This window comes from Streptomyces hundungensis (assembly GCF_003627815.1).
In the GTDB taxonomy this organism is placed as follows: domain Bacteria; phylum Actinomycetota; class Actinomycetes; order Streptomycetales; family Streptomycetaceae; genus Streptomyces; species Streptomyces hundungensis_A.
On sequence record NZ_CP032698.1, the window covers coordinates 2,029,797 to 2,052,534 of the forward strand.

At 68.2% G+C, this 22,738-nt stretch carries 19 protein-coding genes and 3 rRNA genes; 8 read left to right on the plus strand and 14 right to left on the minus strand.

The genetic code is table 11. The annotated features are described in order from the left end of the window. Positions 1 to 20 precede the first annotated feature (20 nt). The gene (gene treZ / locus DWB77_RS09035) at positions 21 to 1,760 is read left to right on the plus strand and encodes a malto-oligosyltrehalose trehalohydrolase (protein WP_120720759.1); all 1,740 of its coding nucleotides are present in this window, start codon (positions 21 to 23) and stop codon (positions 1,758 to 1,760) included. Between the two features lie 52 nt (positions 1,761 to 1,812). On the opposite strand, the gene DWB77_RS09040 is transcribed toward treZ, so the two are convergent. The 3 genes from DWB77_RS09040 to DWB77_RS09050 form a co-directional block, all read right to left on the minus strand. Beyond that, entirely contained in the window at positions 1,813 to 2,943 is a 1,131-nt protein-coding gene (locus DWB77_RS09040; RefSeq protein ID WP_120720760.1) for an aminopeptidase P family protein, read from the minus strand. Between the two features lie 211 nt (positions 2,944 to 3,154). After that, the gene (locus DWB77_RS09045; RefSeq protein ID WP_120720761.1) at positions 3,155 to 4,108 is read right to left on the minus strand and encodes a hypothetical protein; all 954 of its coding nucleotides are present in this window, start codon (positions 4,106 to 4,108) and stop codon (positions 3,155 to 3,157) included. A 40-nt stretch (positions 4,109 to 4,148) separates the two neighbouring features. Further along, on the minus strand, positions 4,149 to 4,781 hold the full coding sequence (locus DWB77_RS09050) for a nucleoside/nucleotide kinase family protein (protein WP_120720762.1): 633 nt from the start codon (positions 4,779 to 4,781) through the stop codon (positions 4,149 to 4,151). Between the two features lie 57 nt (positions 4,782 to 4,838). Here DWB77_RS09050 and DWB77_RS09055 point away from each other — a divergent pair, with 57 nt between their 5' ends. Next, positions 4,839 to 5,231, plus strand: coding sequence for a VOC family protein (locus tag DWB77_RS09055; protein ID WP_120720763.1), 393 nt, complete (start codon positions 4,839 to 4,841; stop codon positions 5,229 to 5,231). A gap of 103 nt (positions 5,232 to 5,334) precedes the next feature. Here DWB77_RS09055 and rrf read toward each other — a convergent pair. The 3 genes from rrf to DWB77_RS09070 all read right to left on the minus strand — a co-directional run bounded on the left by rrf (position 5,335) and on the right by DWB77_RS09070 (position 10,479). After that, positions 5,335 to 5,451: ribosomal RNA gene (gene rrf / locus DWB77_RS09060) — 5S ribosomal RNA — on the minus strand. Between the two features lie 91 nt (positions 5,452 to 5,542). Further along, positions 5,543 to 8,666: ribosomal RNA gene (locus DWB77_RS09065) — 23S ribosomal RNA — on the minus strand. Between the two features lie 287 nt (positions 8,667 to 8,953). Beyond that, a 16S ribosomal RNA gene (locus DWB77_RS09070) occupies positions 8,954 to 10,479 on the minus strand. The 16S, 23S and 5S rRNA genes sit together here, the layout of an rRNA operon. Before the next feature lie 605 nt (positions 10,480 to 11,084). Between DWB77_RS09070 and DWB77_RS09080 the strand changes: the two genes are divergently transcribed. After that, the gene (locus DWB77_RS09080; RefSeq protein ID WP_246033471.1) at positions 11,085 to 11,819 is read left to right on the plus strand and encodes a 4'-phosphopantetheinyl transferase family protein; all 735 of its coding nucleotides are present in this window, start codon (positions 11,085 to 11,087) and stop codon (positions 11,817 to 11,819) included. Between the two features lie 120 nt (positions 11,820 to 11,939). Here the strand turns inward: DWB77_RS09080 and msrB are convergent, their stop codons facing one another. The 4 genes from msrB to DWB77_RS09100 all read right to left on the minus strand — a co-directional run bounded on the left by msrB (position 11,940) and on the right by DWB77_RS09100 (position 15,350). Beyond that, positions 11,940 to 12,341 carry a peptide-methionine (R)-S-oxide reductase MsrB gene (gene msrB / locus DWB77_RS09085; RefSeq protein WP_120720764.1) on the minus strand — a complete coding sequence of 134 codons (402 nt, stop codon included), beginning with the start codon at positions 12,339 to 12,341 and terminating at the stop codon, positions 11,940 to 11,942. A 44-nt stretch (positions 12,342 to 12,385) separates the two neighbouring features. Then, entirely contained in the window at positions 12,386 to 13,777 is a 1,392-nt protein-coding gene (gene murC / locus DWB77_RS09090; protein WP_120720765.1) for a UDP-N-acetylmuramate--L-alanine ligase, read from the minus strand. Between the two features lie 134 nt (positions 13,778 to 13,911). After that, positions 13,912 to 14,379 carry an indole-3-glycerol phosphate synthase gene (locus DWB77_RS09095; protein ID WP_120720766.1) on the minus strand — a complete coding sequence of 156 codons (468 nt, stop codon included), beginning with the start codon at positions 14,377 to 14,379 and terminating at the stop codon, positions 13,912 to 13,914. A gap of 152 nt (positions 14,380 to 14,531) precedes the next feature. Next, positions 14,532 to 15,350 (minus strand): pyrimidine reductase family protein, encoded by an 819-nt coding sequence (locus tag DWB77_RS09100; RefSeq protein WP_174248527.1) that lies wholly within the window; start codon positions 15,348 to 15,350, stop codon positions 14,532 to 14,534. Between DWB77_RS09100 and zapE the strand changes: the two genes are divergently transcribed. The 4 genes from zapE to DWB77_RS09120 all read left to right on the plus strand — a co-directional run bounded on the left by zapE (position 15,349) and on the right by DWB77_RS09120 (position 18,831). After that, the gene (gene zapE, locus DWB77_RS09105; RefSeq protein WP_120727557.1) at positions 15,349 to 16,455 is read left to right on the plus strand and encodes a cell division protein ZapE; all 1,107 of its coding nucleotides are present in this window, start codon (positions 15,349 to 15,351) and stop codon (positions 16,453 to 16,455) included. The genes DWB77_RS09100 and zapE overlap by 2 nt on opposite strands. Positions 16,456 to 16,521: 66 nt before the next feature. Further along, complete coding sequence (locus tag DWB77_RS09110) at positions 16,522 to 16,947, plus strand: OsmC family protein (protein WP_120720768.1); 426 nt, start codon at positions 16,522 to 16,524, stop codon at positions 16,945 to 16,947. A 78-nt stretch (positions 16,948 to 17,025) separates the two neighbouring features. Next, entirely contained in the window at positions 17,026 to 17,910 is an 885-nt protein-coding gene (locus DWB77_RS09115) for a polyphosphate kinase 2 family protein (RefSeq protein WP_120720769.1), read from the plus strand. A gap of 72 nt (positions 17,911 to 17,982) precedes the next feature. Beyond that, the gene (locus DWB77_RS09120) at positions 17,983 to 18,831 is read left to right on the plus strand and encodes a polysaccharide deacetylase family protein (protein ID WP_120720770.1); all 849 of its coding nucleotides are present in this window, start codon (positions 17,983 to 17,985) and stop codon (positions 18,829 to 18,831) included. A gap of 4 nt (positions 18,832 to 18,835) precedes the next feature. Here the strand turns inward: DWB77_RS09120 and DWB77_RS09125 are convergent, their stop codons facing one another. The 4 genes from DWB77_RS09125 to DWB77_RS09135 all read right to left on the minus strand — a co-directional run bounded on the left by DWB77_RS09125 (position 18,836) and on the right by DWB77_RS09135 (position 21,395). Further along, positions 18,836 to 19,060, minus strand: a complete 225-nt coding sequence (locus tag DWB77_RS09125) for a hypothetical protein (protein WP_246033472.1) — start codon at positions 19,058 to 19,060, stop codon at positions 18,836 to 18,838. Positions 19,061 to 19,210: 150 nt separating this feature from the next. After that, entirely contained in the window at positions 19,211 to 19,888 is a 678-nt protein-coding gene (locus tag DWB77_RS38805; protein WP_246033473.1) for an ABC transporter, read from the minus strand. Beyond that, positions 19,885 to 20,694 carry an ATP-binding cassette domain-containing protein gene (locus DWB77_RS38810; RefSeq protein WP_246033474.1) on the minus strand — a complete coding sequence of 270 codons (810 nt, stop codon included), beginning with the start codon at positions 20,692 to 20,694 and terminating at the stop codon, positions 19,885 to 19,887. The genes DWB77_RS38805 and DWB77_RS38810 overlap by 4 nt, the downstream gene beginning before the upstream one ends. Before the next feature lie 23 nt (positions 20,695 to 20,717). After that, positions 20,718 to 21,395: an AIM24 family protein gene (locus DWB77_RS09135; protein WP_120720771.1), complete on the minus strand. Its 678-nt coding sequence runs from the start codon at positions 21,393 to 21,395 to the stop codon at positions 20,718 to 20,720. 70 nt (positions 21,396 to 21,465) lie between these two features. Here DWB77_RS09135 and DWB77_RS09140 point away from each other — a divergent pair, with 70 nt between their 5' ends. Then, positions 21,466 to 22,215: an aminoacyl-tRNA hydrolase gene (locus DWB77_RS09140; protein ID WP_428985111.1), complete on the plus strand. Its 750-nt coding sequence runs from the start codon at positions 21,466 to 21,468 to the stop codon at positions 22,213 to 22,215. The last annotated feature ends 523 nt before the right edge of the window (positions 22,216 to 22,738 follow it).

Sequence of the window (22,738 nt, forward strand, 5' to 3'; positions counted from 1 at the left end):
AACGACAGGGGGACACACCAGTGCTGTTCGAAGTGTGGGCGCCGCACACCGACCGGGCCGCCCTTCTCCTGGAGGGCGCGACCCATCCCATGCGCCGCCATCCCGTGCGCGCGGGCTGGTGGCTGACGGAGGCCGAGGGGCACTCCGGCGACCGCTACGGATATGTGCTGGACGACGGTCCGGTGCTGCCCGACCCGCGCTCGCGCCGCCAGCCCGACGGGCCGGACGGCCTCAGCGCCGTCGTGGTCCACGAGACGTTCGCCTGGCGGCATCCGTGGGAGGGCCGCTCCCTGCAACGGGCCGTCCTGTACGAGCTGCACATCGGCACCTTCACCCCCGAGGGCACCCTGGACGCGGCCATCCAACAGCTGCCCCACCTCGTCGAGTTGGGGATCAGCCACATCGAGCTGATGCCGGTGTGCCCGTTCCCGGGACGGCACGGCTGGGGATACGAGGGCGTCTCCCTCTGGGCGGTGCACGAGCCCTACGGCGGACCCGACGCCCTGAAGCGCTTTGTCGACGCGGCGCACGCCCATGGTCTCGGCGTCGTCCTGGACGTCGTGCACAACCACCTCGGCCCGTCCGGCAACCATCTGCCCGCCTTCGGCCCGTACTTCACGGACACCCATCACACGCCCTGGGGTTCGGCCGTCAATCTGGACGCCGCCGGCTCCGACGAGGTCCGCGCCTTCCTCCTGGAGAGCGCGCTGGCCTGGCTGCGCGACTACCGTCTCGACGGCCTGCGCCTGGACGCGGTGCACGCCCTGGCCGACACCCGCGCCTACTCCTTCCTGGAGGAGCTGTCCACGGCCGTCGACGCGCTCGCCGTCGAGGTGCACCGGCCGCTTTTCCTCATCGCCGAGTCCGACACCTGCGATCCCCGCACGACGACACCGCGCGGACAGGGCGGCCTCGGGCTGCACGCCCAGTGGAACGACGACTTCCACCACGCCCTGCACACCGCGCTGACCGGTGAATCCCAGGGCTACTACGCCGACTTCGCGCGCGCCCCGCTCTCGGCCCTCGCCAAGACCCTGACCCGGGTCTTCTTCCACGACGGTACGTATTCGAGCTTCCGGGGCCGCACCCACGGGCGCCCCGTCGACCGCGTCCGCACCCCCGCGCACCGCTTCCTCGGCTATGCGCAGACCCACGACCAGATCGGCAACCGGGCCCAGGGCGACCGCCTCTCCGCCACCCTGTCGCCCGGCCTGCTGGCCTGCGCGGCGACGCTCACGCTGACGAGCCCGTTCCCGCCGATGCTGTTCATGGGCGAGGAGTGGGGCGCCTCCACACCCTGGCAGTTCTTCACCGACCACACCGACCCCGAGCTCGCGCGAGCCGTACGGGAGGGCAGGCGGCGGGAGTTCACCTCCCACGGCTGGTCGGCCGAGGACATCCCCGATCCGCAGGACCCGGCGACCCGGGAACGGTCGTGCCTGGACTGGACGGAGCCCGCGGCCGGACCCCACGCGCGGCTCCTCGCCTGGCACCAGGAGCTCATCGCGCTGCGCCGCGCCCGAGCCGACCTGACGGACCCCGATCTCGCGGCCGTCAAGGTGGCCCATGACGAGGAGGCGCGCTGGCTGACCTATCGGCGCGGCGATCTGCGGGTCGTGGTCAACCTCTCCAAGGAAGCGGTGAGGATCAAGATCGGGGGCGGCGGCCGGGTCCTCGCGGCCTGGGAGCCGGTCGAGGCGCCGGGGGCGGACGGGCTCGTCCTGATGCCACCGGAGTCGGCTGCGGTCCTGGGCCCCTAAACCGTGAGGCCCGGGCGCCTCGACCCGCCAACACCCGTACCACTACGCCGTGTTACTCGACGATCGCCATGGCGCGGTCGGTGTTGTTCAAACGCCGACCGCCGTCACTCGTCACGGTGACGATGTCCTCGATACGGACGCCGAACCGGCCCGGCAGATAGATGCCCGGCTCGATCGAGAAGCACATCCCGGGCACCAGAGGGCGCTCCTCACCCTCGATCATGTACGGCGGCTCGTGGGTGGTCACGCCGATGCCGTGGCCGGTGCGGTGGATGAAGTACTCGCCGTATCCGGCGTCCGCGATCACGGCACGCGCCGCACGGTCGATGTCCTGGCAGGCGACACCGGGCCGTACCGCGTCGAAGCCCGCCTGCTGCGCCTCGCGCACCACGTCGTGGACGCGCTGCTCGGCCGCGCTGGGTTCGCCGACGTGGACGGTACGGGTGGTGTCGGATCCGTAACCGTGCTTGAGCCCGCCGAAGTCGAGGACGACCATGTCGCCGTGCTCGATCGTGCGGTCGCCCGCCTCGTGGTGCGGGTTGGCGCCGTTCGGCCCGGAGCCGACCACGGTGAAGTCCACTTGCGAGTGGCCGTACGTGAGCAGCAGAGCGGCCAGATCGGCGGCGACGTCCGTCTCCTTGCGGCCCGCGAACGCCACCTTCACGATCTCGCCGTACGCCTCGTCCGCCGCAGCCCCCGCCGCGTCGAGGCGGGCCAGCTCGTGCTCGTCCTTGACGGCGCGCAACATGGGCAGCGCCTCGGTCAGTGAGACGTAGGAGGTGCCGGGCAACTCCTTCTGGAAGCCGAGCAGATGCATAGCCCAGGCGTTGTCGCTCACGCCGAATCGGCCGTTGACGTCGAGGAGCGGGGCCGTCACCGCGTAGGGGTCCTTGCCGTCGGTCCAGTCGCGCAGGGTCAACGCGGCGGCACCGTCGGCGTGTTCGGCGTCGGGCGCCTCCAGGGTCGGCACCACCAGGACCGGCTCCTGGACGGCCGCGAGCACCAGAACGGTGAGCCGCTCGGTGACCGCGGTCGGCCGGTACCCGGTGAGATACACGAGGTCGGGGCCGGGCGCGACCAGCACGCCGGCCAGTCCGGCCTCGGCGGCGGACTCGGCGGCGCGGGCCATGCGGGCCCGGTAGTCGTCGGCGGTGAAGGGCGCGGGAGTGGACGTCGTCGTCATGCCCTCATCCTGCCCGCCGGTCGGCCCGCAGGCGAGCTTCCGCTTGGTGACCACTGGACGGCGTGGCTGGCGGCAGCCCCCGGGCCGCCGACGAGACGGCCATGACCTCTGGCCTGGCACGCGGACCCCATCGACGAGTGGTCTTACTTGGCCAAACTGACCGACTTCCTGGTCGCCGAGGGGGCCCGCTGCCGGCGCCGCGTCCTCCTGTTCAGAGCCCCTCCGTCTCGTCCTCGACGAGCTTCTCAAGCAGCTCGCCGAACTCCTCGCCGACCACGATGCGCAGGCCCTCCCCGTCCCGGTCGCTGAGCTGCGTCAGCACGCCGCCGCGCCACCAGTAGACGTACGGGCTGATCGACCCGGGCGTGTCCTCGTAGCCCGCGGCGGCGAACGAGGCCATCGCGTTGAGCGCGAGGACCATGCCGGAATCGCGAATGACGTGGAAGGCGAGCTGGTGGCGGAAAGGCATCGCCACGAGTGCGCCTTCCGGCGGGAGCCCGCTGCCGGTGACCTCGCGGACGACGCTCTCCAGGGCGAGCACACGGCTCGCCGTGTAGAAGGAGTCCCCCACCACGATCTCGAAGCGCGTCCCGTCGTCGCCCTTGACCGTCTCATGTGCCTCCACGGGCAGCTCCCGCAGATTGCGCAGGGCCTGTTCGCGCAGGTCGGGAACGTGCCCGAGGGGCTCGAGAGCCTCGTCGGTCAGCATCATGACGCTCTCGGGTAGGTCGAGCGCGAGGATCTCGTACAGTCCCGGCGCCACACTGCGCGCATAGCCGAAGCTCTGCGGGTCAAGGCCGTCGCCGCTGATCACGCGCGGGTAGAGCTGGGCCCGGATCTGCTCGGGCGGCAGGGTCTCGAGCGCGGACGGTGCGTCCATGGTGCGCAACACCATGGCGACGTGCTTACGAATGAGTTCCGGCCACACACGCGGGCCGCGGGGCTCGTTGTGGCAGACGGCCGCGAGGTTGCCCAGGCCGAAGCGGCGCCCGCCGCTGTCCCGCACGGAATCCGCGTAGACGGTCACCTCAAGACCCAGCTCCGCGAACGCTTCCCTGACCACAGCTCGAAAGCGGGCACCCTCGTCGTTCGAGAAGAAGCCGAACTCGGGGTCCCTCGGGACGTCGCTCGCGTCCCGCTTGGGCCCTCGTCGGAATATCCCCACGTCAGCTGCCTTCCCTTGCACGGTCGCCAGAGCTGCGAGCCTACCCAGTGAGCACCTCGGTGATGACAAGATCCGCCCGCGCGCGTCCGGCGGCCACCAAAGACGCGTTGGCCTCGTCGGACCCCTCGACCCACCGCTGCGCATCCGGCCGGGACTTCCCGTGCCTCACATGACGATCGACCAGCCGACGCACCCGCTCCGCACCGTCGAGATGGAGGTACCAGATCTCGTCGACGAGATCCCTGACCTGCGCCCACGCCCCTTCGTCGTGCAGCAGGTAATTGCCCTCGGTCACGACGAGCGGGATCTGCGGGGCCACCGGGATACTTCCGGCCAACGCCTCCTCCAGGGACCGGTCGAAGTCCGGCGCGTACACGACCGTGCCGGGCAGGGGCGAGCGCAGCCGGGCGAGCAGCGCGGCGTAGCCGGCGGCGTCAAAGGTGTCGGGCGCGCCTTTGCGTTCGGCACGCCCCAGCCGGCGCAGCTCGGCGTTGGCGAGGTGGAATCCATCCATGGGTACGAGAACGGCCTCCTCGCCGAGCCGTGCCACCAACTCCCTTGCCAGCGTGGACTTTCCGGCACCGGGTGGCCCCGCGATACCGAGAATGCGGCGCCGTCCGGGAACGATGAGGCCCCGGGCGCGCCCGACGAGCCGGTCAAGGTCGAGATCCATGCCCGCATTGTTCCACCGCGCGCGCCGGAAATACGTACTACGTATAACCTGGAGGGCATGGCGCACATCGCACTCATCACGCTCGTCGTACGCGACTACGACGAGGCCATTGATTTCTACACCGGGGCCCTCGGCTTCGAGCTGGCCGAGGACACCGATCGCGGGGACGGCTCGCGCTGGGTGGTGGTCCGGCCGCGCGGCAGCGCGCATGGCGCGGTCTCGCTGCTCCTGGCCCGCGCCAAGGACGAGGCTCAACTCGCCAGCGTGGGCGCCCAGACCGGCGGCCGGGTCGGCTTCTTCCTCCACACCGAGGACTTCGCGGGCGACCACACCCGCATGTTGGCGGCCGGAGTCCGTTTCCTGGAGGACCCACGGCATGAGCCGTACGGTTCGGTGGCCGTTTTCGAGGACCTGTACGGAAATCGCTGGGACCTGTTGCAGCCGGCCTGAAAAGGGCGCGGCGCGCGGCGCTGCGCCGCCTCGCAAACGCGAAAAAGCCCCGCACCGTGACCGTAATCTTTTACGGTCTGGTGCGGGGCTTTCCCCAAAATTTGTTCGGCGGCGTCCTACTCTCCCACAGGGTCCCCCCTGAAGTACCATCGGCGCTGAAAGGCTTAGCTTCCGGGTTCGGAATGTAACCGGGCGTTTCCCTAACGCTATGACCACCGAAACACTATGAAGTTGAACTCAACCGGCACACACCCCATCAGGGCATGCGGGAGTTCATTGCTTCAGAACAAACACAGTGGACGCGAGCAACTGAGGACAAGCCCTCGGCCTATTAGTACCAGTCAGCTCCACCCGTTACCGGGCTTCCACATCTGGCCTATCAACCCAGTCGTCTACTGGGAGCCTTACCCTCTCAAGGAGGTGGGAACACTCATCTCGAAGCAGGCTTCCCGCTTAGATGCTTTCAGCGGTTATCCTTTCCGAACGTAGCCAACCAGCCATGCCCTTGGCAGGACAACTGGCACACCAGAGGTTCGTCCGTCCCGGTCCTCTCGTACTAGGGACAGCCCTTCTCAATGTTCCTGCGCGCGCAGCGGATAGGGACCGAACTGTCTCACGACGTTCTAAACCCAGCTCGCGTACCGCTTTAATGGGCGAACAGCCCAACCCTTGGGACCGACTCCAGCCCCAGGATGCGACGAGCCGACATCGAGGTGCCAAACCATCCCGTCGATATGGACTCTTGGGGAAGATCAGCCTGTTATCCCCGGGGTACCTTTTATCCGTTGAGCGACGGCGCTTCCACAAGCCACCGCCGGATCACTAGTCCCGACTTTCGTCCCTGCTCGACCCGTCGGTCTCACAGTCAAGCTCCCTTGTGCACTTACACTCAACACCTGATTGCCAACCAGGCTGAGGGAACCTTTGGGCGCCTCCGTTACTCTTTAGGAGGCAACCGCCCCAGTTAAACTACCCATCAGACACTGTCCCTGATCCGGATCACGGACCGAGGTTAGACATCCAGCACGACCAGAGTGGTATTTCAACGACGACTCCACAACCACTGGCGTGGCCGCTTCAAAGTCTCCCACCTATCCTACACAAGCCGAACCGAACACCAATATCAAACTGTAGTAAAGGTCCCGGGGTCTTTCCGTCCTGCTGCGCGAAACGAGCATCTTTACTCGTAGTGCAATTTCACCGGGCCTATGGTTGAGACAGTCGAGAAGTCGTTACGCCATTCGTGCAGGTCGGAACTTACCCGACAAGGAATTTCGCTACCTTAGGATGGTTATAGTTACCACCGCCGTTTACTGGCGCTTAAGTTCTCAGCTTCGCCACACCGAAATGTGACTAACCGGTCCCCTTAACGTTCCAGCACCGGGCAGGCGTCAGTCCGTATACATCGCCTTACGGCTTCGCACGGACCTGTGTTTTTAGTAAACAGTCGCTTCTCGCTGGTCTCTGCGGCCACCCCCAGCTCAAGCAGCAAGTGCTATCACCGGTGATGGCCCCCCTTCTCCCGAAGTTACGGGGGCATTTTGCCGAGTTCCTTAACCATAGTTCACCCGAACGCCTCGGTATTCTCTACCTGACCACCTGAGTCGGTTTAGGGTACGGGCCGCCATGAAACTCGCTAGAGGCTTTTCTCGACAGCATAGGATCATCCACTTCACCACAATCGGCTCGGCATCAGGTCTCAGACTATGTGTTGTCCGGATTTGCCTAGACAACGTCCTACACCCTTACCCCGGGACAACCACCGCCCGGGCTGGACTACCTTCCTGCGTCACCCCATCGCTTACCTACTACAAGTCTGGGTCACCGGCTCCACCACTTTCCTTTCCCCGAAGGGTCCGGAACGGCTTCACGGGCTTAGCATCGCCTGATTCGATACTGGGCGTTTCAAAGCGGGTACCGGAATATCAACCGGTTGTCCATCGACTACGCCTGTCGGCCTCGCCTTAGGTCCCGACTTACCCTGGGCAGATCAGCTTGACCCAGGAACCCTTAGTCAATCGGCGCACACGTTTCTCACGTGTGTATCGCTACTCATGCCTGCATTCTCACTCGTGAACCGTCCACCACTAGCTTCCGCTGCGGCTTCACCCGGCACACGACGCTCCCCTACCCATCCCAGCAGGCGTTGGCCCTATATGCTGGAATGACACGACTTCGGCGGTACGCTTGAGCCCCGCTACATTGTCGGCGCGGAATCACTTGACCAGTGAGCTATTACGCACTCTTTCAAGGGTGGCTGCTTCTAAGCCAACCTCCTGGTTGTCTCTGCGACTCCACATCCTTTCCCACTTAGCGTACGCTTAGGGGCCTTAGTCGATGCTCTGGGCTGTTTCCCTCTCGACCATGGAGCTTATCCCCCACAGTCTCACTGCCGCGCTCTCACTTACCGGCATTCGGAGTTTGGCTAAGGTCAGTAACCCGGTAGGGCCCATCGCCTATCCAGTGCTCTACCTCCGGCAAGAAACACACGACGCTGCACCTAAATGCATTTCGGGGAGAACCAGCTATCACGGAGTTTGATTGGCCTTTCACCCCTAACCACAGGTCATCCCCCAGGTTTTCAACCCTGGTGGGTTCGGTCCTCCACGACCTCTTACAGCCGCTTCAACCTGCCCATGGCTAGATCACTCCGCTTCGGGTCTAGAGCGTGCAACTCAATCGCCCTGTTCGGACTCGCTTTCGCTACGGCTTCCCCACACGGGTTAACCTCGCTACACACCGCTAACTCGCAGGCTCATTCTTCAAAAGGCACGCAGTCACGACGCATTGAGTAAACTCAATGCGCGACGCTCCCACGGCTTGTAGGCACACGGTTTCAGGTACTATTTCACTCCGCTCCCGCGGTACTTTTCACCATTCCCTCACGGTACTATCCGCTATCGGTCACCAGGGAATATTTAGGCTTAGCGGGTGGTCCCGCCAGATTCACACGGGATTTCTCGGGCCCCGTGCTACTTGGGTGTCTCTCAAACGAGCCGTTGATGTTTCAGCTACGGGGGTCTTACCCTCTACGCCGGACCTTTCGCATGTCCTTCGCCTACATCAACGGTTTCTGACTCGTCTCACAGCCGGCAGACTGTGAAAGAGAGATCCCACAACCCCGCATGCGCAACCCCTGCCGGGTATCACACGCATACGGTTTGGCCTCATCCGGTTTCGCTCGCCACTACTCCCGGAATCACGGTTGTTTTCTCTTCCTGAGGGTACTGAGATGTTTCACTTCCCCTCGTTCCCTCCACATACCCTATGTGTTCAGGTATGGGTGACAGCCCATGACGACTGCCGGGTTTCCCCATTCGGAAACCCCCGGATCAAAGCCTGGTTGACGGCTCCCCGGGGACTATCGTGGCCTCCCACGTCCTTCATCGGTTCCTGGTGCCAAGGCATCCACCGTGCGCCCTTAAAAACTTGGCCACAGATGCTCGCGTCCACTGTGCAGTTCTCAAACAACGACCAGCCACCCACCACCCCGAACCAACCGGTTCGAGTTCACTGGGGCCGGCATCAAGAAGGGCAGACCAAAACGGTCCGCACCCTCAGATACCCAACAGCGTGCCCGGCCCAGCCAGTTGATGTGTTCGCTTTCCACGCCGAAGCAGTACTCGCAAACCCACCGAACCAACTGGTGCCGAATAGTCAACGTTCCACCCATGAGCTGACCGTGTAGAACATTTGTCTACAGACGGTGCTGTGCTCCTTAGAAAGGAGGTGATCCAGCCGCACCTTCCGGTACGGCTACCTTGTTACGACTTCGTCCCAATCGCCAGTCCCACCTTCGACAGCTCCCTCCCACAAGGGGTTGGGCCACCGGCTTCGGGTGTTACCGACTTTCGTGACGTGACGGGCGGTGTGTACAAGGCCCGGGAACGTATTCACCGCAGCAATGCTGATCTGCGATTACTAGCAACTCCGACTTCATGGGGTCGAGTTGCAGACCCCAATCCGAACTGAGACCGGCTTTTTGAGATTCGCTCCGCCTCGCGGCATCGCAGCTCTTTGTACCGGCCATTGTAGCACGTGTGCAGCCCAAGACATAAGGGGCATGATGACTTGACGTCGTCCCCACCTTCCTCCGAGTTGACCCCGGCAGTCTCCTGTGAGTCCCCATCACCCCGAAGGGCATGCTGGCAACACAGAACAAGGGTTGCGCTCGTTGCGGGACTTAACCCAACATCTCACGACACGAGCTGACGACAGCCATGCACCACCTGTATACCGACCACAAGGGGGCGACTATCTCTAGCCGTTTCCGGTATATGTCAAGCCTTGGTAAGGTTCTTCGCGTTGCGTCGAATTAAGCCACATGCTCCGCTGCTTGTGCGGGCCCCCGTCAATTCCTTTGAGTTTTAGCCTTGCGGCCGTACTCCCCAGGCGGGGAACTTAATGCGTTAGCTGCGGCACCGACGACGTGGAATGTCGCCAACACCTAGTTCCCAACGTTTACGGCGTGGACTACCAGGGTATCTAATCCTGTTCGCTCCCCACGCTTTCGCTCCTCAGCGTCAGTAATGGCCCAGAGATCCGCCTTCGCCACCGGTGTTCCTCCTGATATCTGCGCATTTCACCGCTACACCAGGAATTCCGATCTCCCCTACCACACTCTAGCTAGCCCGTATCGAATGCAGACCCGGGGTTAAGCCCCGGGCTTTCACATCCGACGTGACAAGCCGCCTACGAGCTCTTTACGCCCAATAATTCCGGACAACGCTTGCGCCCTACGTATTACCGCGGCTGCTGGCACGTAGTTAGCCGGCGCTTCTTCTGCAGGTACCGTCACTTTCGCTTCTTCCCTGCTGAAAGAGGTTTACAACCCGAAGGCCGTCATCCCTCACGCGGCGTCGCTGCATCAGGCTTTCGCCCATTGTGCAATATTCCCCACTGCTGCCTCCCGTAGGAGTCTGGGCCGTGTCTCAGTCCCAGTGTGGCCGGTCGCCCTCTCAGGCCGGCTACCCGTCGTCGCCTTGGTAGGCCATTACCCCACCAACAAGCTGATAGGCCGCGGGCTCATCCTTCACCGCCGGAGCTTTTAACCCCTCAAGATGCCCTGAGGAGTGTTATCCGGTATTAGACCCCGTTTCCAGGGCTTGTCCCAGAGTGAAGGGCAGATTGCCCACGTGTTACTCACCCGTTCGCCACTAATCCACCCCGAAGGGCTTCATCGTTCGACTTGCATGTGTTAAGCACGCCGCCAGCGTTCGTCCTGAGCCAGGATCAAACTCTCCATGAATGTTTACCCGTAATCGGGTGCACACATCACGTAAGAGCGGGACGGAACCACCGGAATAAGGCGGCCCGTCCACAGCGTCCTCGCTGTGTAATCGCCTGCCGACCGCGAAGGCCGACAGGACTTTTCAAAGGAACCTCGATCCACCGGAGTGGATACGGGGTTGTCAATCTGGCGTTGACTTTTGGCACGCTGTTGAGTTCTCAAGGAACGGACGCTTCCTTCGTACTCACCCTCTCGGGCTTTCCTCCGGGCGCTTCCCTTCGGTATTTCGTGTTCCCGACTCTATCAGACGCTTTCGTGTCCGATTCCCCGTCGGGGCGGGGTTGTCTTCCCGGCTTTTGGGCCGTTCCGACGTCCCGAACTCTAGCGGATTTCCCCGGCCGATTCACAATCGAGTCTGCCGTCCGACCGAAAGAAAGAATTCGGCATGCCGAAATTCATCCCGGTCGGGAGATCGTGCTGAGTTGGGTGCCGCAGAGTCTGCGGCGGACGGTTGCCGCAGAACCGTTACGGCTCCCTGGCAACCCGAAGAACCTTACGGATCTGCTCATCCCGCGTCAACTTGAGCGTCGGCTCGGCGCCGCCCAGGGCGGTAGCGTTCGCTCGTGACCTTGATCCTTGCAACCGACACCGCCGTCGCGCACGCCTGGTGGTGGCGTACCGGAGACGGCCCCATAGCCACGGCCGACCTGGCCCTGCTCAGTGAGGACGAGCGTGAGCGCGCCGCGCGGTTCGTCCACCCGGGGGCGGCCGTGGGGTACGCCGCCGCGCGCGCGGCGAGCCGACGGATCCTCTCCGCGCTGCTCGATGTGGCACCGGAGGAGATAGGCCTCGGCCGCCGCCCCTGCCCGGGCTGCGGCGATCCTCTGCACGGGCCTCCCACGGTGCTCCACCCGGACACGCCCCTGGGGATCAGCATTTCCCACACCGGCGGCTGCGGAATGCTCGCCGTGGCTCACGCCCCGGTGGGCGTGGACGTCGAGCTCGTACGCGAGTTCCCGGTCGAGGAGCTCGCGCCGTCCACCCTGACCGAATCCGAGCGGCGGATCGTGCTCGGGGCGGAGGAAGGGGATGCCCGCACCCGGGCGTTCCTGCGGTGCTGGACCCGTAAGGAAGCCGTGCTCAAGGCGGTCGGCGTCGGGATCACGACTGATCTGCGTACGGTCGAGACGCGTCCGGAGAGTTCGGACCCGGTGACCGTGGCCACCGGGGTGCCCGGCACGCCCGCCTCCTGGACCGTGGTGGACCTCGCCGTACCCGGCACCTGGGCCGCGGCCGTCTCCCTCCCCGCGCAGACCGACGGCCGCCACCCCGAAATCCGCCTCCACGAACACAGGTGAGCCTCGCGAACTCAGGTGAGCCTCGCCGCCCGCATCGAGCGGATGCCGAGACGCGAAGGGGCCGGCAGGACGCGCTGCGTCCGTGCCGGCCCCTTCGGTGTTGTTCTCGGCTCTACGGCCCTACTTCTCCACCAGCCGCAGCGAAATGCTGTTGATGCAGTACCGCTGGTCCGTCGGGGTCGGGTAGCCCTCGCCCTCGAAGACGTGGCCCAGGTGGGAGCCGCAGCGGGCGCAGCGGACCTCGGTGCGGGACATGCCGTGGGAGCGGTCCTCGATGAGTTCGACGGCCTCGGTGTCCTTCGGGTCGAAGAAGCTCGGCCAGCCGCAGTGGGACTCGAACTTCTCGCCCGAGGTGAACAGTTCGGCCCCGCAGGCGCGGCACGAGTACACGCCCTCGGTCTTGGTGTCGGTGTACTCACCGACGAACGCGGGCTCCGTGCCGGCCTGGCGCAGGACCTGGTACTCGGCGGGGGTCAGCTCCGCGCGCCACTGCTCGTCGGGCTTCTCGACCTCGTACGCCATGGGGTGCTCCTCGCTCGGATCGGATCGGGTCGGATCGCGATGGATCAGTTCGACAGGCGGGCCAGGATGGCCGGGCCGAGGTCCGTCACGTCGCCCGCGCCCATGGTGAGAACGAGATCGCCCGGGGCCGCCATTCCCGCGACCACGTCCGGGACGGTGGTCTTGTCGTGGACGGCCGTGACCGTGGCGCCGGCCGCCTTGGCCGCGTCGATGATCAGTGCGCTGGTGACGCCGGGGACCGGGTCCTCGCGGGCGGGGTAGATGTCGAGGACGACGGAGAGGTCGGCGAGCGCCAGGGCCTCGCCCATCTCCTTGCCGAGCTCCTGGGTGCGGGAGAAGAGGTGGGGCTGGAAGACCACCAGGAGGCGGGAGTCGGACGCGCCGCGCATCGCCTCCAGGTCCGCGGTCATCTCGGTGGGGTGGTGCGCGTAGGAGTCGATGACCTGCACGCCCTTGGCCTCGCCCTTGAGCTGGAGGCGGCGCTTGACGCCGGTGTACTTGCCGAGCGCGGAGGCCAGGTTGTGCGCCGGGATGCCGAGGGCGACGCCGGCGGCGAGCGCGGCCACGGCGTTGTGGGCGTAGTGCCGGCCGGGGACCGAGACGGTGAAGGTCAGGAACTTGCCGTTCAGCAGGACCGTCACCTCGGAGGTGAGACCGCGCGGGGTGACCTTGTGGACGCGTACGTCCGCCGTCTCGGACTCGCCGTAGGTGACGACCTTGAGCGAGGACAGGTCGCGGACGCGCCGGGTGAGTTCCACCGCGCCGGGCTGGTCGGCGGCGATCACCAGGGTGCCGCCGGGCCTGACCTTGCCGACGAAGATCTCGAAGGAGTCGTAGATCTCGTCCATCGAGGCGTAGTTGGCGTGGTGGTCGAGCTCGACGTTGAGGACGATGGCGACCTCGGGGTCGTACTTCTGGAAGCTGCGGTCGCTCTCGTCGGCCTCGGCCACGAAGATGTCGCCCTCGCCGTGCCGGGCGTTGGTGCCGGGGCCTTCGAGGTCGCCGCCGATCGCGTACGAGGGGTCAAGGCCCAGCTCGGTGAGGGCGACGGCCAGCATCGAGGTGGTGGTCGTCTTGCCGTGGGTGCCGGCCACCGCGATGGAGCGCAGGCCGCCCATGAGGGAGGCGAGCGCGTCCGAGCGGTGCACGACGGGGACCGAGAGCTCGGCGGCGCGGGCCAGCTCGGGGTTGTCGGCGCGGATCGCGCTGGAGACGACGACACAGGTGGCGTCGGGGGCGAGGTGGCCCGCCGCGTGGCCGATGTGCACGGTGGCGCCGAGGGCCCGCAGCGCCTCGGCGGTGGCGGACTCCTTCGCATCGCTGCCCGCGACCTGGGCCCCGCGCTGGGCCAGGATCTTCGCGATGCCCGACATGCCGGCACCGCCGATGCCGATGAAGTGCGGCCGTTCCATGGCGGTGGGAATGGCGGATGCCATGCGGTTCTCTCCCGGGGTGCGACGTACAGAAGGAGCCCCCACCCTAATTCCTGTGGGGGCTCCGGCCGCGACACGGCTCCGTTCGTGCAGGAACGGGCCCGCGGGCACACGCACGGCGTGCGAGGTGTCGGGGGCTACTCGCTGTGGGCGAACAGCTTGAGGACCGGCACGCCGACCTTGTGACGGGCGCGCGAGGCCCAGTCGCGGTGGAAGAACTCCTCCACGTAGTGCGGGGCCGTCAGGACGATGACCTCGTCGGCGCCCACCTCGTCGACCACGCCCTTCAGTTTGTCCAGGGGGTGGTCGTCCACGACCTGGCCCACGGCCGTGCTGCCCGCCTGCCGCAGGGACTGGAGGGAGTGCTGGAGGGCCAGTTCGGCGGGGCCCTGGGCGGCCGTGCCCTCCGGTTCGTCGCCTTCGCGGACGGCCTCTTCGAGTTCGCCGAGCGCCACGTCGTCGATCGCGCGCAGCAGCCGGTCCTGGTCGCCTCTGGGCTGCATGAGCACGACGAACGAGATCGGCTCGTCTCCGTGCAGAGTGGTGACGAATTCCACGTCGACGGAGGTCAGGGGCTTCTCGATCATCAATACGCTCGTGAACACGACAGGCGCCCTTCTGTTCTCTCCATGGCCGTGGCCACCGTGAGCGGTGGGCCCGGCCCCTGCGGAAACCATCCTTCCCCGTGCCCGCACGGGGTCTGCCTGAATAAGTGTGCCCAGCGTGAGCTAACCGGAACGGGAAATTCCGCCGTTCGTCAGATCCGACGGTAACGCGTGAAGAGGAACCCGGCGTCCTCCAGGACCGACGTCGGCGCGAACCGCTGCGGAACCGCCACCGGGGGGCCTCCGGCGATCCGCTGGGCGTCGCCCGCGGTCAGCAGCGGGGAGACCGTCAGACAGAGCTCGTCGAGGACTCCGGCCGCGACGAACTGGCCGAGCAGCCGCGGGCCGCCCTCGGTGAGCATCCGCGGCAGGCCCCGGTCGGCCAGCGCCTGGACGGCCCGGCGGGGCTCGACGCCGGGGCCGTCTCCCGCGACCACCACCTCGGCGCCGGCCCGCTCGGCCTCCCGGACCCGGTCGGGGTCGGCGGCGGCGCCGGTCAGGATCAGGGTGGGTACGAGCGGCGAGGTGAACAGGGGCAGCGAGAAGTCGAGGTCGAGGCCCGCGGTGACGACGGCGATCGCGGGGGCGGGGCCCTGCCCGGCGGCCTTGCGGCGCTCGGCGAACTCGGCCCGCGCCCTGGCCGGCCGATAGCCCTCCAGGCGTACCGTTTCCGCACCGACCACGACGACGTCCGCGAGGGCGCGCAGGGTGCCGAAGATCCGCATGTCGGTGTCGGACGACAGGGGCTGGGAGCGGCCCTCGTGCTGGCCCGCGCCGTCGAGCGAGGACACCATGTTGGCCCGCAGCCAGGGGCCGTCCGTGCGGGGATAGGCGTAGGCGTCGGCCAGCCGGTCGAGCGACCACTCCGTGTCCGCGGCGTGTTCCGCGGTCCGGGGGTGTCCGGACTGTCCGGCGCTTTCGGCGCTCTCGGCGGCCGGTGTCTGGTCGGTCACAGGGAACAGTTGTCGCATGCCGTGCAGTCTGGCACGACCCTTACAGTGGGGAACTGTGTCGACCAGCCCCATAACCGAAGCGGCCCCGGCGTCCTTGTGCGCCCGCGCTCCCCATGTCCCCGCCGATCGACTGGTCGCCGAGATGGTGCCGCCCCCGCGGTTCGACTCGGTCCGTTTCGATACGTATGTGCCGGACCCCCACCAGCCGAGCCAGTCCGAGGCGGTCACCGTGCTGTCCTCCTTCGCGGCGGGGCTCGGCGGGGCGCACGCGGTGGGCGCCAAGCGACGCTGGTTCGCGAAGAAGCCGGCCGCGGCCCCCGGGCCGCGCGGGGTGTACCTCGACGGCGGGTACGGCGTCGGCAAGACCCATCTGCTCGCCTCGCTGTGGCACGCCACTCCGGCCGAGCCGGCGCTCAAGGCCTTCGGCACGTTCGTCGAGCTGACGAATCTGGTCGGCGCGCTCGGCTTCCAGCAGACCGTGCAGACCCTGGGCGGCCACCGGCTGCTGTGCATCGACGAGTTCGAGCTCGACGACCCCGGCGACACCGTCCTCGTCTCCTCGCTGCTGAGCAGGCTCGTCGAGCAGGGCGTGGCGCTGGCCGCGACCTCCAACACGCTGCCCGGCAAGCTCGGCGAGGGCCGGTTCGCGGCCGCCGACTTCCTGCGGGAGATCCAGGGTCTTTCCGCGCACTTCCGCCCGCTGCGGATCGACGGCGAGGACTACCGCCACCGCGGGCTGCCCGAGGCTCCCGCGCCGTACTCCGACGAACAGGTCACCCGGGCCGCGTACGCCACCGAGGGTGCCGCGCTCGACGACTTCCCGCAGTTGCTGGACCACCTGTCCCGGGTGCACCCCAGCCGGTACGGGGCGCTCACGGACGGGATCCGCGCGGTGTGCCTGACCGATGTGCGTCCGGTGCCGGACCAGTCGACCGCGCTGCGTCTGGTGGTGCTCGCCGACCGGCTGTACGACCGGGAGGTGCCGGTGCTCGCCTCGGGCGTCCCCTTCGACCGGTTGTTCAGTGACGAGATGCTGAACGGCGGATACCGCAAGAAGTACTTCCGTGCCATCTCCCGTCTGACCGCGCTGGCCCGCGACGCGAAGGGCCTTGTGGGGCAGTAGGTTTGGGGCCGAGGGGGCGCCGCAGCATCCGTCCATCGCCCCCCTCGGCCACAGAAGGGAAACATCATGGCCACCACGCGCACGGCGCACACGGTCTGGGAAGGCGAGCTCCTCAAGGGCTCCGGCACCGTCACCTTCGACTCCTCGGGCATCGCCTCGCAGGCGGTCTCCTGGCCGTCCCGCGCCGAGCAGGCCAATGGCAAGACCAGCCCGGAGGAGCTCATCGCGGGCGCCCACTCCAGCTGCTTCTCGATGGCCCTCTCGCACGGTCTGACGGGTGCGGGCACCCCGCCCACCCGTCTGGAGACCAAGGCCGACGTGACCTTCCAGCCCGGCGAGGGCATCACCGGCATCCACCTCACCGTGCGCGGCGAGGTCCCCGGCCTCGACGCGGACGGCTTCCAGGCGGCCGCGGAGGACGCCAAGAAGAACTGCCCGGTGAGCCAGGCCCTTTCGGGGACCACCATCACGCTCTCCGCCGAGCTCGTCTGAGGCTGCCGCCAGCGGTAGCGCCCGACGCCGTTCCATCGCACGATCGAGGGAACGCCAGGCGTCGGGAAGGGGTGCGCGGTGGCCAAGAGGAACAAGGCCGGGCAGGGCCGGAAGAAACCCGGACCCGGCCTCCGTGAAGCGCTGCGCATCCCCGGCGGCGAACGCGTGCGCCTGTCCGCGTACGCCGCCGACGCGACCCCCGCCGGGCCGCGGAACAAGGCCGAGGGGCTGGCCGCCACCGCCCGGATGGGGGAACGTCTCGCCGGCCTCCAGGAGCGGTTGTACGCGGCGAGCACCGCGGGCGACCGGCGGCGGATCCTGCTGGTGCTCCAGGGCATGGACACCAGCGGCAAGGGCGGCACGGTCAAGCACGTCATCGGTCTGTTCAACCCGTCGGGCTGCCGCATCCAGGCGTTCAAGGCGCCGACGCGCGAAGAGCTCGACCACCCCTTTCTGTGGCGCGTCACCAAGGCGCTGCCCCGGCCCGGCGAGATCGGCATCTTCGACCGCTCGCACTACGAGGACGTGCTGATCGCCCGGGTGCGCGAGCTGGTCCCGCGCTCGCGGCTCGACCGCCGCTACGACCAGATCAACGACTTCGAACGGTCCCTCGTCGACGACGGGGTGAGCGTCGTCAAGGTGTTCCTGCACATCAGTTATGAGCAGCAGCGCCGCCGTCTGCTCGCCCGCCTCGACAACCCCGACAAGCACTGGAAGTTCAACCCGGGCGACATCGACGAGCGGGGACTGTGGCCCGCCTACCAGAAGGCGTACGAGATCGCGCTGGAGCGCTGCTCGACCGCCGACGCCCCCTGGTACCTCGTGCCGGCCGACCGCAAGTGGTATCGCGACTGGGCGGTCAGCACGCTGCTCCTCGAACAGCTGGAAGCGCTCGACCCGCGGTATCCGCCGGGCGACTTCGACGTCGAGGAGTGCAGGCGCCGACTGCTCAACGACGGCTGAGGGACGGCCAGCCTCAACAAATGTGCCGATACGATCGGATACTTTCCGTTCGTGACCATTACTGCACGCAAAATGATCGCGGTTGCCCTGCTCGGTGCCGCGCTCGCCGGCTGTGGCTCCGACCCCGCCTCCGCCCCGCGCCACTCCGCGGACCGCCCCTCCCCCTCGGCCCCGCAGGGGGAGGGCGCGCCCAAGACGGCGAGCGCCCCGACTCTCGCGCCCGGTCCCGGCAGTCTCACCCCCGTCTTCAAGCGGGCTCCTGAGAACCCCCGGGGCGAGAAGGTCGTCGCGCTGACCTTCGACGCCGACATGACGGCCGACCAGGGGCCGCGCGCCGCGGGCGGCGAACACTTCGACAACCCCGGGCTCATCGCCGATCTCCGGCGGATGAAGGTGCCCGCGACGGTGTTCATGACCGGGCGGTGGGCCGAGGAGTATCCGGCCGAGGCCCGGGCGATCGGGACCGACCCCGCCTTCGAGGTCGGCAACCACTCCTACAGCCACTACGCGTTCAAGTCCGACTGCTACGGCCTGCCCGTGGTGCACAAGGACGCGGTACTGGCCGATGTGGAGAAGGCGTCGGCCCAGTTCAAGAAGGCCGGAGTGACCAACGCCGTGCCGTACTTCCGCTTCCCCGGCGGCTGCTACGACGACGAGGTCCTGCGCACCCTCGCGCCGCTGAAGATGACCGCCGTCCAGTGGGACGTGGTGAGCGGGGACGCCTTCGCGACGGACGCCAACGCGGTGGCCGAGCAGGTGCTCGCCGGGGTCAGGCCGGGGTCGCTGGTGGTGATGCACTGCACGCGCAGCGCGGCGCCGGTCACCGACACCGCGCTCCAGCGCATCGTGCCGGAGCTGCGCAAGCGCGGCTACCGCTTCGTGAAGGTCTCCGACCTGATCCGCGGGGCCGCGCAGCACTGAGCGGTCAGCCGGAGCAGGCGGTGCGCTGCGCTTCCTGCCACTCGCAGACCGGGCAGAGCGTGCTGCCCTTCGTCGACTCCGGGTACTCGGTGGGCTCACGGCACAGCACGCACTCGGCGAAGGGTTCGTTCGGGGAGCCGGGCGCGGGGGCTTCGGTGGCGGGCCCCGGTCCCGCTCCCGGTCCCGCGTCGCAGTACGTCGTGTCGTCGTGCGGCCGCATCTCGTCCATGGGGCCGAGCGTAATCGGGTACGGGTGCACGCGGTGGCCCGGGCCCGGCGGTCACCCGGCCCCGGCGGGGGTACCGGGCCGACGGTGGTTCGGGCCCGGCGGAGGTACCGGGCCGACGGTGGTTCGGGCCCGGCGGGAGTAGGCGCCGGCTCAGCGGCGCCGTGAGCTGAGGGCGCAGACACCGGCGGCGGTCGCCCCCGCGCACACCAGCGCGGCGGCCAGCGGCAGCACCGCGAGCGGTACGGAACCGGTGCGCGAGCCGGTGACCAGGGCGGACACTGCGTACTTGGCGGGCGACGGCGTGAGGACCAGGGCGAGCAGCGCGCCCAGTGCGGTGAGCGTGAGGGACCAGCCCCGCGCGTGCAGCACCGGCCGGCTGCCCAGCGCGCCGACCGCCGCCCCGGTCAGCACACAGACCCCGGCCGCCAGCAGCCCCGCCGAGATCGCGGAGCCCAGCGGCACCACCACCTTGTGGTCCGCGCTCGTCCCATCGCCCACTGCGGCCACGTACGCCGTGCCCAGCAGGCCGAGCAGGGCCGCGCAGCCGACCGCCGCGAGCAGCGACGCGAGATGGACCCGGGCCGGGCCCGCGGCGGCCGCCGCGCAGGTGCGGGCGGCCTCCGGTTCCTGGGTCACGCAGATCCGTACCAGCCAGGCCGCCACCGGCAGCAGCCCGGCGGCCGCGAATCCCAGCGCGCCCAGGACCGGCTCCCCCGCCTGGACGCCGACCGCCAGGAAGGCGGCGTACAGCAGGACCGGCGCGAGCCAGCGCTGGGAGCGCAGGAGCAGGGCGCTCTGGTAGCGCGTGAGGGGGACGAGCGGGCTCATGCGGGGCGCACTCCTCGGATGTGCCAGGGCGGGCGGGCCGCGAGCAGGGCGCGCAGCAGGTCGTCGGAGTGCTCGGCCGCCACGGACAGGGTGCGGGAGCCGTCGGACCAGCTCAACTCCTGCGGGCTGCCCGGTAGTTGGGGCGGGAGGGGCCCGGTTCCGGTGATGTCGAGGAGGACCAGGGCGCCGGAGGGCTTCGGGTCGCCGGACAGGGGTGCGGGGTGCAGCCCCGCGCCCGCCACCGTGTACCGCGCGTCCTCGTGGCCGGCGAGGCGCGCGGGGTCGTGGTCGACGAAGACGACCGTGGCGCCCGCCGTCACGCGCTCGCGCACCGCGCGGTCCAACTCGGCGCGGGCCGCGGTGTCGAGGCCGGTCCACGCCTCGTCCAGGACCAGGAGTTCGGGGGCGGCGAGCAGCGCCTGGGCCACGGCGACCTTCTGGCTGGTGCCCTTGGAGAGCTCGGCGAGTCCGGTGTCCGCGTGCGCGGCCGCGCCGAACCGTTCGAGCCAGTGCCCGGCCCGCTCCTCGGCCGCGCGGCGCGACAGGCCGTGGACACGGCCCAGGTGCGTGAGGTAACCGGCCGCCGTGAACGGCAGGGCCGCCGGGAAGCGCTCGGGGACGTAGGCGGTGCGGGGACGGCCGGTGACCCGGCCCTCGGTCGGCGCGTCCGTGCCGGTGATCAGCCTCAACAGGGTTGATTTTCCGGCGCCGTTGGGGCCCCCGACACGAACCAGGGCGGCCTCGGGCAGCTCCAGGTCGATGCCGCGCAGCACCCAGGGGCCGCCGATGGAGTACCGGCGGCCCACGCCCCGCAGTGCGCGGGTGGTGCTCAGTGCTGCTGCGCCTTCTGCGGCGTCGCCTCGCTCGGCCGGACGATGACATAGCCCTCGCCCTGGAGCATCAGCTGGACGGCCTCGCCGGAACCGCCGCGCAGCATCGAGCCGATGGACTGCGAACGGTGAAGGGAGGTCTGGAGGTTCGCGGTCCAGCCGACCACCGCGTCCGTGTCGACGTACACCGGAAGCTGCGGGGAGACCGGGATGACCAGCGGGTTGCCCTCGCAGACCAGGCCGAGCCGGCCGTATCCGGTGAACACGCTGTTGAACAGGCCGCCGCCGGCGATGCCGGAGCCCTTGACCGTCTTGATCTCGTAGCTGAGCGTGGAGTCGAAGCACAGCACGTTGCGGCCGTTGATGGTGAGGGCGTCGCCCTGCTCCACGTCGACGATGAAACAGTTCTGCGCCTCGTGCGCGAACCACGCCTCGCCCTGGCCGGTGACCGCCATCAGGGGCAGGCCCTCGCCGGTCACCGCGCGCTTCAGCATGCCGCCGATGCCCTGGCCGCGCCGCTCGAACTGGAGGTTGCCGCGGTAAGCGATCATGGCGCCCTGGCGCGCCAGCATCTCCCCGTTGACCGCGTACTTGATGGACTTGGCGTTCTCCAGCGTCATTCCGGCGGCGGTCGCCGGCTGGGCCATGTTCTCGATGGCAAAAAGGTCGCTCTTCATGCGCGCATCCTGTCCCGGAATGATTCGTTCCGCCAAGAATCACCGGTTCGGCGGCTGGCAGACTGGTGGAGTGAGCACCCAGGACACCGCCCAGGACACCCCTTCCGCCGGCCCTTTCCACGACGAGTCCCCGCGCGACGAGGCGCCGCAGTACGTGCTGCCGCTCGTCGTCCACATCGAGAAGGCCGAGCCGCCGGCGCGTACCGACGCGCTGGAGACGGCGGCCCGCGCGGTGCTGGTGATGCTCTCCGACGAGCGGTCGCGGGGCGAGGGCGAGAACGAGGGCGAGTGGGCGCGGGCCGTGCGCGACTGGCAGGACGCGCGGATCCGCAAGGTGGTGCGGCGGGCCCGCGGCGCCGAGTGGCGCAAGGCCTCGGCGCTGCCCGGGATCACGGTGACCGGGAAGGCGGCGGAGGTACGCGTCTTCCCGCCGGTGCCGCTCGACGGCTGGCCCAAGGAACTGGCCAAGCTCCAGGTGTCGGGCACGGACCTCGACGACCCGGCGGACCCGGGGGCCCCCGATCCGCTCGCTCCCGTGCTCTGGCTCAACCCGGAGCTCGACATGTCCGCGGGCAAGGCGATGGCGCAGGCGGGGCACGGGGCGCAGCTCGCGTGGTGGGAGCTTACGGATGCCGAGCGCGAGGCCTGGCGCTCGGGGGGGTTCGCGCTCTCGGTGCGGGTCGCGGAGCGCGCCGCGTGGCGCGAGCTCACGCTGAGTGGGTTGCCTGTGGTTCGGGATGCGGGGTTTACGGAGATTGCGGCTGGGTCTTGCACGGTGGTGGCGGAGCACGTCGCGTTGCGGGGGCGGTTGGGGGGGTGAGTGCGGGGTGACGTTTGGGGGGTGCGTGCGGGGTGACGTTTGGGGGGTGCGTGCGGGGTGACGTTTGGGGGGTGCGTGCCCCCCCGGCCCCCTGGCCCGTGCCGGGCCTGGCGGCACCCCTCTTCGGCCTCGCGCCGTGCGGCTTTTTGCGCAGTTCCCCGCGCCCCTAACCCGTTTTCGGCTGCGGGCCGTGGTCGCTTCTCGCGCAGTTCCCCGCGCCCCTAAACCCGCTTTCGGCCTCGGGCCGTGGTCGGTACTCGCGCAGTTCCTCGCGCCCCTGACTCCCGGGCGGTGTGCGGCCCTTTGCGCAGTTCCCCGCGCCCCCAACGCCCGGCTCCGTGCGGGGCCTCGTGTGGCCAGCGGTGTTGGGGGGTCCCGGGGGCGGGTGGGGGCCCGTTCGGGCTCGGGTTCTGGTTGTTGAACGGGGGCGCGGGGGCGTGCGTATCTGGTGGTGGCGTCGAGTAGCGTTCGGCGTTCTTTACTGACCGGCACGGGAGGCATTTTGTCGCGTGGCATAGTTCGC

Coding starts and splice junctions, on each gene's coding strand:
- DWB77_RS09040 (WP_120720760.1), bottom strand. CDS start 2,943: ATGACGACGACGTCCACTCCCGCGCCCTTCACCGCCGACGACTACCGG.
- DWB77_RS09050 (WP_120720762.1), bottom strand. CDS start 4,781: ATGGATCTCGACCTTGACCGGCTCGTCGGGCGCGCCCGGGGCCTCATC.
- DWB77_RS09055 (WP_120720763.1), top strand. CDS start 4,839: ATGGCGCACATCGCACTCATCACGCTCGTCGTACGCGACTACGACGAG.
- msrB (WP_120720764.1), bottom strand. CDS start 12,341: ATGGCGTACGAGGTCGAGAAGCCCGACGAGCAGTGGCGCGCGGAGCTG.
- murC (WP_120720765.1), bottom strand. CDS start 13,777: ATGGCATCCGCCATTCCCACCGCCATGGAACGGCCGCACTTCATCGGC.
- zapE (WP_120727557.1), top strand. CDS start 15,349: ATGCCGTGCAGTCTGGCACGACCCTTACAGTGGGGAACTGTGTCGACC.
- DWB77_RS09100 (WP_174248527.1), bottom strand. CDS start 15,350: ATGCGACAACTGTTCCCTGTGACCGACCAGACACCGGCCGCCGAGAGC.
- DWB77_RS09110 (WP_120720768.1), top strand. CDS start 16,522: ATGGCCACCACGCGCACGGCGCACACGGTCTGGGAAGGCGAGCTCCTC.
- DWB77_RS09120 (WP_120720770.1), top strand. CDS start 17,983: ATGATCGCGGTTGCCCTGCTCGGTGCCGCGCTCGCCGGCTGTGGCTCC.
- DWB77_RS09125 (WP_246033472.1), bottom strand. CDS start 19,060: ATGGACGAGATGCGGCCGCACGACGACACGACGTACTGCGACGCGGGA.
- DWB77_RS38805 (WP_246033473.1), bottom strand. CDS start 19,888: ATGAGCCCGCTCGTCCCCCTCACGCGCTACCAGAGCGCCCTGCTCCTG.
- DWB77_RS09135 (WP_120720771.1), bottom strand. CDS start 21,395: ATGAAGAGCGACCTTTTTGCCATCGAGAACATGGCCCAGCCGGCGACC.